At 60.0% G+C, this 10,972-nt stretch carries 11 protein-coding genes and 1 pseudogene; 2 read left to right on the forward strand and 10 right to left on the reverse strand.

Going from position 1 to position 10,972, the window contains the following annotated elements; genetic code table 11:
* The 5 genes and pseudogenes from EN932_RS18215 to EN932_RS18235 all read right to left on the reverse strand — a co-directional run.
* Positions 1-256, reverse strand: a pseudogene (locus EN932_RS18215) (cytochrome c oxidase subunit II); the annotation flags it as partial.
* A complete protein-coding gene (locus EN932_RS18220; protein WP_128338507.1) occupies positions 253-786 on the reverse strand; it encodes a c-type cytochrome in 534 nt (177 codons plus the stop codon). The pseudogene EN932_RS18215 and the gene EN932_RS18220, both read right to left, overlap by 4 nt.
* Positions 783-1,652 carry a substrate-binding domain-containing protein gene (locus EN932_RS18225; protein WP_128368958.1) on the reverse strand — a complete coding sequence of 290 codons (870 nt, stop codon included), beginning with the start codon at positions 1,650-1,652 and terminating at the stop codon, positions 783-785. Before EN932_RS18225 ends, EN932_RS18220 begins: the two co-directional genes overlap by 4 nt.
* Entirely contained in the window at positions 1,633-3,513 is a 1,881-nt protein-coding gene (locus EN932_RS18230) for a methanol/ethanol family PQQ-dependent dehydrogenase (RefSeq protein ID WP_128338390.1), read from the reverse strand. The genes EN932_RS18225 and EN932_RS18230 overlap by 20 nt, the downstream gene beginning before the upstream one ends.
* Entirely contained in the window at positions 3,510-4,214 is a 705-nt protein-coding gene (locus EN932_RS18235; RefSeq protein ID WP_013525145.1) for a heme-binding protein, read from the reverse strand. The genes EN932_RS18230 and EN932_RS18235 overlap by 4 nt, the downstream gene beginning before the upstream one ends.
* A gap of 406 nt (positions 4,215-4,620) precedes the next feature.
* Between EN932_RS18235 and EN932_RS18240 the strand changes: the two genes are divergently transcribed.
* Positions 4,621-4,986 (forward strand): enolase C-terminal domain-like protein, encoded by a 366-nt coding sequence (locus tag EN932_RS18240; protein WP_245483292.1) that lies wholly within the window; start codon positions 4,621-4,623, stop codon positions 4,984-4,986.
* Entirely contained in the window at positions 4,940-5,245 is a 306-nt protein-coding gene (locus EN932_RS18245; protein WP_128338037.1) for a hypothetical protein, read from the forward strand. The genes EN932_RS18240 and EN932_RS18245 overlap by 47 nt, the downstream gene beginning before the upstream one ends.
* A 619-nt stretch (positions 5,246-5,864) precedes the next feature.
* Here EN932_RS18245 and EN932_RS18250 read toward each other — a convergent pair.
* The 5 genes from EN932_RS18250 to EN932_RS18270 form a co-directional block, all read right to left on the reverse strand.
* Positions 5,865-6,377: a ferritin-like domain-containing protein gene (locus tag EN932_RS18250; RefSeq protein WP_127385524.1), complete on the reverse strand. Its 513-nt coding sequence runs from the start codon at positions 6,375-6,377 to the stop codon at positions 5,865-5,867.
* 328 nt (positions 6,378-6,705) lie between these two features.
* Positions 6,706-8,178 carry a protein adenylyltransferase SelO gene (locus tag EN932_RS18255; RefSeq protein ID WP_128368959.1) on the reverse strand — a complete coding sequence of 491 codons (1,473 nt, stop codon included), beginning with the start codon at positions 8,176-8,178 and terminating at the stop codon, positions 6,706-6,708.
* 525 nt (positions 8,179-8,703) lie between these two features.
* Entirely contained in the window at positions 8,704-9,252 is a 549-nt protein-coding gene (locus EN932_RS38005) for a hypothetical protein (protein ID WP_164890527.1), read from the reverse strand.
* A complete protein-coding gene (locus EN932_RS18265; protein WP_128338035.1) occupies positions 9,197-10,066 on the reverse strand; it encodes a hypothetical protein in 870 nt (289 codons plus the stop codon). The genes EN932_RS38005 and EN932_RS18265 overlap by 56 nt, the downstream gene beginning before the upstream one ends.
* Complete coding sequence (locus EN932_RS18270; protein ID WP_128338034.1) at positions 10,051-10,302, reverse strand: hypothetical protein; 252 nt, start codon at positions 10,300-10,302, stop codon at positions 10,051-10,053. Before EN932_RS18270 ends, EN932_RS18265 begins: the two co-directional genes overlap by 16 nt.
* Positions 10,303-10,972 lie beyond the last annotated feature (670 nt).

The raw sequence follows: 10,972 nt of genomic DNA on the forward strand, positions 1-10,972 counted from the left end.
CGCGCATCTTGCCGCGTTCGGCCGCTTCGTCGAGTAGGAGGGGTTCATCGCCGGAACGCGATCGCATGACCAGCGGTGCTGCGAGAGCGATCATCACCAGCGCCCAAACAACCGCGCAAAGCGCGGTAAAGAACCAGATGAGCCAGGCCAGCTCGCCGGCTGCGGGGCCCTTCGGGTCAAGCGCCGACTGCCAGCCTGCGCATCCCTGCAGAAACAGGACACAGAAGGCGAAGGCCATCGAGGCCGGGCGCTTCACGGTGATTTGCCCAGTGTCGCGGCATCCGGCAGGCGGTTTTCCGAGGGATGCACCATCATGTCGTCATTGCGTTGCGGCGCGGCGGAAGACGGCGCGTTGCCGCCCAGTGCGCGCACGAAGGCCGCCAGCTCCCATATCTGGTCGTCGGGTATCTTCTGGCCGAAGCTTGGCATCCCGTTGGGCCTGCCGTCGCGGATCGTGGCGTGGATGCTTTCCATCGAGCTGCCATAGATCCACTTCTCGTCCATGAGCGCCGGACCCATGCCGCCACCGCCATTGGCATGGCAGCCCGAGCAGTTGAACCAGCCGAACAAGCGTTTGCCCTCGCTCATGTGGAAGGCGTTGGCCTCGAAGCTCGCCGCCTTGTTGTCGGTGGGGGAGGGTCGCTGTCCGCCCGGCTCCAACGTGGTCACAGGCGTCGGCTGCTCACCTGAGCCGAGCGCCGATTGCGGTCGCGTGTCGCGCTCCTCGCGCTGGCAGGCGACCAAGGCCAGCGTCAAGGGCAGCAACATCGCCAGAGCCTTCCTCATCGCGCCGGTCTCCCGGCCATGTCCAGACGCGGTACGCCGTATTGCGCCAGAACCGCGTCGATCTCGGCCTTGTGTCGGGCAAGCGCGCTATTCACATCGCCACGCAGCGCACTGTCCTCGCGCCGCACACCCATTGAGATGTCGTACATTAGCGGCAGTTGCGGTCCATCGATGCGAGGCGTGACCGGCGTGATCCGGAGCGGCACCTTTTGCCTCTGGGCGAAATAGCCGGCGAGCGGACCCCAGACCACGGCAAGATCGATCTCGCCGTTCGCGACAGCTTCGACGATGCGCGCTGGAGGGTTGGGAGCGGAGTAGTCGCCATAGACGGGATAGCCGATGAGGTGCCCGACAATGCCGCGGCGGCCAAGCGCCTGGACAGGCGGTGAGTTGGCGCCATCGTCGCCGATGAGCTGAACACCGATGCGCAATTCTTGCAACCGCGGGTCGTTGAAGGACGTCACGTCCGGGCCGTCCTGGCGGGTCACGAAGACATAGGACGAACGATAGTAAGGAGTGGTGGTGCGCAGCATTTCGAGATTGGCAGGCGTGCCGGGCACGAGATCGCAAAGGCCTGCCTTCAGCGTGTTGCGGATGAAGCCACGGCGCTGCGCCCACCAGGTATACGTCAGCTTGGCGCCAAGATCAGTGGCGACAATTTCCGCGATCCTGTTCTCGAACCCTTGACCGGCCGCGTTGGAAAACGGCATGTTGTTCGGGTCGGCGCACACTCTCAATTCACGTGCGTTGGCAACAGCCGGAAAGAGCAACAAGGCGAGCCCGGCCATGCCGATCGCCACCCGTTGGAACGCCTTTCGCGCCGGACGTACGGTCAAGTTCAATCCATCAAGGCAGCCGGAACACATAAAGCGTGCCTCCCGCCGTGGTAGCGTTCTTCAGATCCTTCATCGCGTTGACGAAGCCCAGTGCCGCGGTGGCATCGCGTGGGTCTAAGTCGCCCGAAACGATGGCGCCGGCCCAGCCACCGACGCCTGACAGAATTGCGACATACTGGTGCCCATCGGGGCCGCGATAGGTTATTGGCTGGCCGATGATGCCGGACGACGTCTTGAACTGCCAAAGCAGATCGCCAGTCCTGGCGCTGACCGCCTTGAACCAGCCTTCCATGGTCCCGTAAAAGACGACATCGCCGGCAGTGACGACGGTGCCGCTCCATACCGGAAAGTTCTCCTTCAGGACCCAGGCCGGCTTGGCGGCGGAAACATCCCAGGCGGTAAAAGCACCACGATTGCCGCCCGGCCCGGGGATCATGCGTACGTTCATGCCGACATAGGGCGTGCCTGCGATGTAGTTTACCTCGACGCCTTCTTCATCCATGCAGAGATTGTTGTGGGGGATATAGAGCAGGCCGGTCCTCGGCGAAAACGCCGATGGCTGCCAGTCCTTGAGGCCGGATGCCGTCGGACAAATGTCTCGGACCACCTTGCCGGTGCCGGTTCTCTTGTCAGGGTTTGCAATCAGGCGGCCGGTCTTCAGATCGACGCCTTTGCTGGAATTGACCGGGCCATAGGCTGTGGCCGATAGCACCTCTCCAGTGGTCCGATCGAGGATATAGAGGTAGCCGTTGCGTTCCGGTCGGACAAGGACCCTGCGCGGCTTGCCTTGCCAGGTCATGTCCAGAAGGATCTGCTCGTTGATGCCGTCATAGTCATGGAGGTCATGCGGGCTCCACTGATAGAACCACTTCGCCGCTCCGGTATCGGCGTCACGCGCGAAAATACCGGACGTCCATTTGTTGTCGCCTGGCCGCAAATCCGGATTCCACGGTCCTGGATTGCCTGTGCCGTGGAAGATCAGGTTCAAGTCCGGATCGTAGGAGATCCAGCCCCACATATTGCCGCCGCCGATCTTCCAGGCTTCCGGTGGCCATGTCGTCACGCCAAGGTCTGTGCCCCTGTCCATGTCGTAGTGGGGCTTGAAGTCCGGGCCGATCAGCACATCCTTGTCGGGTCCAGTGCCATAAGCCGTCCAGACAACATGCCCGTCTCCGGCATCCAACGCCTTGACCCAGCCGCGGACGCCCATTTCGCCGCCGGAATTGCCGACCAGAACTTTGCCCTTCACCACCAGCGGCGCCATGGTGATGGTCTCGCCGATGTTGATGTTGCCGATATGAGTGTTCCAGATCGGCTTGCCCGTATTGGCATCGAGCGCGATCGTGTGGCCGTCCAGCGTGTTGAAGAAGATGCGTCCGTCGGCGAAGGCCGCTCCGCGGTTGACGACATCGCAGCAGGCCACTCCTTGTGCCGCCGGCTCGGGGTTGGGCTCGTACTTCCACTTCATCGGCGCGCCGGGCCTGGAAAGGTCGAGCGCGTAGACGATGTTGGGAAAGGGCGTGACGATGTACATGTTGTTGCCGACGACCAGCGGCGCTGCTTCCTGGCCCTTGTTTACGCCGGTCGAGAAGGTGAAGGCGACCTGCAGGTTCTTGACGTTGCCTTCGTTGATCTCGCTGAGTTCGCTGAAGCGGGTCGATGCGTAGTTCTTGGCCGGCATTGTCCATTGCCCGTCATCGGGTGGCGCCGCGGCGGCGGGCGGCGCGATAGCCGCCGCCGATGCGGGCTCCGAGGCACCGCTCAGAAACAGGCCGCATGCCAGCAGCATCACCGAGAGTATGCCCGTGCGAAAGGAATTCTCGGTCGCCAATGCGCGGGCGCCTTGTCCTGCGTCAACGCGCGCTGGTGGCGGGTGCAGCATGCCTTTCATTTGTGGATCGAGCCTCCCACGCCGGCGCCGAGCTCCGCCGCGATGTCAGCCTCGGTGCCGGCACAAAGCGGATGGCCCCAGCCCGAGGCGCTTTTGCCGCCGGGATCGACATCGTAGACGATGGCGTCCTTGCGATTGGGATTGACCCCGGCGGGAACCTTGTCGAGGCCAAGCGCCGCGCGAACACGCCAGGCGACATTGTGATCGGCGCATGAGGAATCTCCTGAGACCCCGAGGCCTCCGACGATGCTCTTGCCGTCATAGAGGGCAAGCCCGCCGCCAAACACGACGACGCCTCCGATTGGCTTGCCGACGAGAGGATCGCTGGCACTTCCAAACGTTTTGGGATCGCCCGCATAGGCTGCGGCCTGGTTGACCGGGTTGGTCTCCTGCAAGCCGAAAAGCGGCCCGCCCGGCTGCGTCCCCGCGTAGAGATTGGCCGTCGATAGGGCCATTTGCGCCAGGCTGAGCCCATTGGCTGTATTGGCCTTCTCCGCCGCGACGAGGCGACTGCCTGGCCATTGCGAATCGGCGGTGGGACCGCTGAAAGCGATCGCGCACACCGCGCCGTCGCGAGCAACGACAGCGGCCCATTCGTTGGTCTCAAAGCCACCGTTGGCAGGTCCGCCGCTTGCTTTCACATTGGCCTTGAGTGCGGCGAGCAGCTTATCGTGGTCGGCCGGGCAGGGCGCCTGTGCCATGGCTTGGCCCTGTGGGAACAGGCCACTCGTCAACAACACCAGACCAAAGGCTGATAGCAAACGCCGACAGCGATACATTGTCCTGCCCATTCGTTCGAGCATCAAAGAACCCCGGAGCATTCTGGCAGCCTGGAAAATGCGAAAATGAGTCCGTGGTCCAATGCCGTCGCTATTTAACTTGGGCGATGCAGCTATGTTCCTGCTTTTGCAAAAAATTGCGCAGCCGCGTGCGCCGATGCAAGGTTGCCGTCTGTCCGTGTCGCCGGCGCAATATCCGCGGCCGAGATCGTGGTACCTACTGTCATACGTGTATTGTGATGCAAACGACACCCGGCGAGAAGGAATAAACGTAGCCAAAACAGGCAGTTGACGGGCTGACTGATCCCTGCCCATTGTGCCGGCACCTATGAACGTTGCGCCAGCATTGCCAAGGCAACCTGTCGGCCCTTGGCAATGGGAGAAAACCTGCCTGTCATCGAGGAGTCGGGCACGCCCCTTTGCTTGGTCGAGGCTCGCCTACATCCAACCACACGCCCCCAACTGCGGCGGTGTCACGGGCTGGCTGCGGGTGGCAGCACTTTCACGCAAGGCCAGGATTCCCATCTGGAGTCACGGAATACAGGAACTTCCTGTCAGCCTGGTCCACATTTGCGCCTTTGCCCGCAGCGTCAGCCGATGGAACATGATGCCGGTCGCCGCCGTTGGAAGAGCTTGGAGGCGGCCGCATGCACCTTGTCCAGATCCTGCTTCCTCGTTCCGACAACGCGGGTGAGCCCTTCGCCAAGGAAGACTTCGATCGTGTGAAGGACGAACTCGCCAATACCTTCAAAGGTGTCACCGCGTATTTTCGGACGCCCGCGGAAGGGGTATGGAGGGAGGGAAAAGAGTCCGACATGGACGAGATCGTCATCTTCGAGGTGATGACGGAAGAAGTCGATGTGCCCGATTGGCGAAGGCGCCGAGCGGAGTTGGAGCGCCGTTTCCGGCAGGACGAGATCATCATCCGCTACCTACCGATGGCATTGGTCTAAAGGTCCAGACGCCTCCGGGATTGGGTTTTGCCACCCTCCTTCCCGAGTTGAACTGCATTTGAAATCTGGAATGGCCTATTAGAGGTTTAATTGCGATCCTTTGGACTGCGTGATTGATTCAGTGGGTCTTCTGCAGGGCAAAATATTGCGCATCGGTCGATTTGTAGAGAGAAGGAAATATAACATACGTCCCATTAACAATTTAGACCTTTTGTCGATGGCTTGTACTGATGACACTGGTATTTTACTGGTTGCAAGCCTTGCAAGTCGACCTGACGGGGCAGTCTGGACAGGACCGAACCGCCTGCTTCAAAGGGTTGACCGGAAATGGGCGTCAAAGGTCGCATTGTTGGCTGTCCAGTGACTACGCTCCTACGGCGTCGGTCATTTTTCTTTTGCTGCCGCCGATCGGTTCTGGCCGGTCGGCGCCGTTGTCTTCGCGTCTTTCGAATGCGCTGCTATTGCAGGACCCGCGCCAGTCGACTTGCGCATATCGCCGTTGCCAGCGGGGCCGGGCTTCTTGCCGAGTAGTCTTGAAACGAGCGTACCTGGATATCCCATTTGATACCTCCCGTGAGATTCGCGTACGCGACGGGCCAGTCTTCGCCTGGTGGGGCTACTACACGTTTTCGGCCGCCATGTTGACAGCCGATTCAGCGAGTTGTGTCAGCGCCTCGTCGGTCGCCTTTTCCTCTCCAAGCGTCAAATTGAGGAGAGAAACCGCTTCATCCAGCCCGAGTTCGGAGGCCCAGGTCTTCAGTGTGCCATAGCGTGAGATTTCGTAGTGCTCCACAGCCTGGGCCGCAGCCAGCAGGCCGGCGTCCAGGGCAGGTGTGCCCTTATATTCCTCCATGATCTCGGCACCTTCATCGGTGATGCCCACAATAGCCGCACACGTCTTTCCCTGCGGCTTCTTGCCGATCACTTCGAAAACCTGTTCGAGCCGGGCAACGTGTTCTTTCGTTTCCTCGCGGTGCTTTTCGAACGCCGCCTTCAAATCTGGGCTTTGAGCGGCCTTTGCCATTTTCGGCAGCGTCGCAACGATCTTCTTTTCGGCGAAATAGATGTCCTTCAACGTGTCGTGGAAAAGTTCGTTCAGGCCCTTCGGTGATGCCTTCTTAGTGGGTGCCATCCTGTGTTCTCCCGTTCGCGCTCAAAAGCGAGGCGGAATAGCAACTCGATGCAGGGCAACTGGTTCCGGAGAGCGTTCTCTGATTGCAGTGAAATTGAACGCGACCAATTTATTCAGGACAGCCATGACGCTCAAGACCTGTCTCCCAGCACCCGCCGCCGGACGCTCAGGTAGGCCTGGCTGCAACGGGGGAAGCATCGGCACGGGTGATCGACAAGCTTCCGTGAGTCCATAATCGTCATAGATCAGACGCTTCCGACTACTCACGACGGTAGCTTGCGAAGGGTCTTCCGCATTTGCACATGTTAACCGGCCATCATTCAATGTCTCATGTGCCGCAGAATGTCTTTAAGACGCGTTCATCCGGGCGTGGCGGGTCAGCATAGCGTTCCATTTCCGGCTGCTCATCGAAGGACCGGCTGATGACCCTCAGAATCTCCTCGAAAGGTGTGAAGTCCCCGGCCAGCGCCGCCTGGATCATAGCCTCGATGCGATGGTTGCGAGGGATGAATTTGGGATTGACGGCATGCATGACCGCCCGGCGCGCGGCCGTGTCGGCAGCATCGCTTGCGATGCGCTGGCGCCAGCGCGCCGACCAAATATCGAATGCGCCTGGATCCTCAAACAACTGCCGCGCCCCGCCCTGATCGTCCGGGGCGGCGAGGTCGTCGCCCAGACGCCGGAAGGCGAGCGTAAAGTCGGCTTCGCTGCGAGCTAATACATCCAGAAAATCAGCCGCGAGCAGCAAGTCGCCTTCCGCCTCGGTCAGCAATCCGAGTTTTCTGCGGAAGCCGCGCTGCAACACAGTCTCATATGAGGACTGGAAAGACCCAAGCACCTCTTCGGCTTCAGAGACGGCTTCACTCTCGTCCGTGCTCATGAGCGGCAGCAGAGTCTCGGCAAAGCGTGCAAGATTCCATGTCGCCACATGAGGCTGGTTGGCATAGGCATAGCGGCCGACACGGTCGATCGAACTGAACACCGCGCTCGGGTCATAAGCGTCCATGAAGGCGCATGGGCCATAGTCGATCGTCTCGCCCGAGATCGTCATGTTGTCGGTGTTCATGACGCCATGGATGAAGCCGACCAGCATCCAGCGCGCCACCAGATCGGCCTGTGCAGCGACAACGGCCTCAAGCAAAGCGCGGTACGGACGCGCTTGCCCGACCAGCTGCGGGAAGTGGCGTTCAATGGCATAGTCGGCGAGGATCTTGAGGCCTCCGGTATCGTGGCGCGCAGCGAAATATTGGAAGGTGCCTATCCGGATATGACTGGCCGCCACTCTTGTAAGGACAGCGCCGGGCAGCCGGACCTCGCGATAGACCGGGTCCCCGGTGAGCACAGCCGCCAAGGCTCGCGTCGTCGGAATGCCCAGCGCGGCCATTGCTTCGCTGACGACATACTCGCGCAGAACCGGGCCGACGGCTGCGCGGCCGTCGCCATTGCGCGAGAACCGCGTCGGTCCCGATCCCTTCAACTGGATGTCACGGCGAATGTCGTTAACGTCCACCACCTCGCCAAGCAGCAGAGCGCGCCCGTCGCCGAGCTGAGGCACGAAGTTTCCGAACTGGTGACCTGCATAGGCCAGGGCGATTGCCTGCAAGCCTTCCGGAAATCTATGGCCAGAGAGCATATCCAATCCATCCGGGCTGGTAAGCTGGTCGGCATCGAGCCCGAGTTCCTCCGCAAGTGGCCGGTTGAATCGGATCAGCCGGGGTTCGGACACCGGCTTCGGATCTGTGGGCGCGAAGAAGCGCTCGGGCAATTGCGCATAGCTGTTGTTGAGGGCGAGAAGCCGCATCTGAATGCCCTGGGTTTATTCGGCGGTCGCATAACAGCTCCCGTCTCGAGGAGACTGTCTTCACTTGTCATATAGGACACAATCTCGCTGGTACCATTCGGATCCATCAGGCCGGCACCGGATAAGCTTTGAACTACCCGCCTACGTCGCGTTTCGGGACTACCGTGCGACGAAAGGCGACAGGCAAGCTGACCCCTTCTGCTGTCTCGACCACCGATAGGCCTAGTGGATCCATTCCGCCCTTTGTCCATGACGCCGATCTTGTCGGTCACCCTCATGGCCGTACTAGGCCGCAGGCGAAGGAAAAACTGTCGAGACTACGTTGCAGCGGGGGCGCCTCCCGAATGGCGCGGACGTCAGTTTTATGATGATGCCCGACGGTACGGTGGCCGCAACCCATACGCTCGCCGGGCGGATCCGTACGGGCATGTCATCAGGCGAGATCAAAGAAGATACGGTCGCGTTCCCGCGTTTTTGATCCAAGCGATCGCGCGCAATTGGACACAATCACCCTAAGGGGGTCCTTCAAATGCCATCCTTGGCGTCATAGCCGCTACGTTCGAAGAGAGCATGGCGGCCCCGAACCGAAGCCTTCCTTGGTGGAAGGCCCTCCGAGCCCACCATTGGCTTTCGCTGCCGTTGATTTAATTGGTTTTTTTGTACTTTTTTGTCCCACCCTCTTCCACCCCCTCCAAAAGTGAGACATTTTCGCTCTCGTTTCGATCGAATACCAGAAGCGTCCGGGCAGACTACGCCACTATCCGGCGGCGTGCCTTGCGGATGTAATGATCGGGGCTGATACGTCGTCCAGCCGTAAATCGCCTTCAGCTGTTCATGCGTGGCACCGTTTTCTGCGGCAACGGTGGCGCCTGCGTTGCGGACCCCGTGGGCGCTGCAGCCCGGGAGCCCCGCTTCGTCGCACCATTGGCGCATCTTGTTGCCAAGGCCGTTTTCCGAGAAAGGCCGACCATACTCGGTGACGAGGAATCTCAGATTGCCGGCCGGGGCGAAGGAAAGCTCATCCTCGAGTTCTGGGAGCAGAGGCAGTTCGACGACAATCGCTTCCTTGCGCACCTTGCTCTTGTCGGTCTTGCCTGGCTTGATCCTGATCCACTTCCCAGGTCCCGGTATCCTTGTTGCGAACCTGGGAAATGTGTTGTCTGCCAAAGATTGCTGCATCGGACAGTCGCAAACCTGTGAACATGAAAATCGCCAGCGCCATACGAGCCATGGTGCCGCGCGCATGCCGTTTCTCATACTGGACGATCTCCGACACTTCCCAGGTGTGGAAACCTTCGCCATTGCCCGAAGTCAGGCGCTTTATTCCGTTTGCCGGATTGACCTCAACCATCTCGGCATCCTTGGCCCAAGCAAACATTGCGCTAATGGCTTTTGTAATATTGTTGGCTGCCCCCGGAGCGTCTGACCGGGTATCACGGAGCTCCTTGACGTGAGCCCGCTTCATGGCCGCGAATGGTAATGAACCCTTCGTCGAGAAGTCCGGATTGACTGGCCCGCTCAGCGGGTGAGGCAGCTTGCAAACGCCTTCGAGTATTGTTCGTCGTCGAAGCATCGTGCCTTCGCCGACCTCTGCGCCACCGCGCCGGAAATACTCCTGGCAAAGCCACATCAGACTGCCGCGAGGGGCCATTGGCCTCACTACAGGCCTGACCACATTCTGAGCCGAAGCATAAGGAACGCCATCTCGCGCGCAGCGCACTTCTTCGTGGAACTCGGCTGAACCTGGCTTTTCTCGCAGACGGATCTTTTTTCTACCCGGTGCGCGGAAGTACAGCCGGATATTGCCGTGCCGATCCCTGTCTTCGACAACGCCTTTCAGATTGAATTTCACCATGGTGCTCGCCACGTCCATCATCTGCGATGCCAAGGATTATCGCTGGAGGACACGCCGTCAAGTTTGCTGTTGCGGTGTGGTAGCCGCCGGAATGCCTCTGCCAGTTCCTCCACGTCCCAGACATAGCGCTCTTTGCTGGGCATCCGCGGTTGTGGCATACGGCCATCCGCGACCATCTGGTCGAACGTCGTTGGACTGACGCCGATAGCTACCGCTGCCTGTTCTCGATTAATGCCGAACAGCAGGAGCCCGCCAAGTGCGCGTTTCATTGCTTTTCTCGCTGCACATCGCCTCGCGGGCTGAGTTCCGCGACGGTGGAGCATTCACCTAAGAAGCAATCACGCTACCCTTTCCTTGCAATGCCTGGAATGGATCTGTCCGGCCAATGCGGCAAACGGCGGTAGCGGCGTGAAAATAGGATAGCAGACCGCGGCTGCGGCGGTCCGAGTCGGGAGAACGCCACATCGCACCACCCACTATAGAAGAGACGTTCTTCTGCTATCGGATGCACGCGGCTTAGCAAACTTTCCAATTTGGGGGCAGAGGCTAGCTGATGCCCTCCGAAGGCAGGTCACAGGTTCGAATCCTGTCGGGCGCGCCAATTTTCCATTATATTTCAATAGTTTATGCAAGGATATGCCACTCGATCTTACGGTGTGACTAATTCGACGTAAGCACTGGCGGTAGTTTCTCCCACCGACCGAACTGTGTCGACTGATGCAATTTCGTTCTCACTGACCGTGTTGAGCGCCATTTCTGCTGAAGCGATCGTCTCAGAAAGTGGGCGGGCAGATGAGCGTTGCTCATTTGGGCAGCGCTCACAAGGATGGTCGCCAGTCAAAGATCCCAACCCCTAGTCGGTCAGAATTTGTGCATAGGGGATTGACGCAGGTCAACCCGAGTGCTTTTATTCTCGATATTCAATAATAAGTCTCGTAA

The sequence above is a fragment of the Mesorhizobium sp. M7A.F.Ca.US.002.01.1.1 genome, assembly GCF_004022955.1.
Taxonomy (GTDB): Bacteria; Pseudomonadota; Alphaproteobacteria; order Rhizobiales; family Rhizobiaceae; genus Mesorhizobium; species Mesorhizobium ciceri.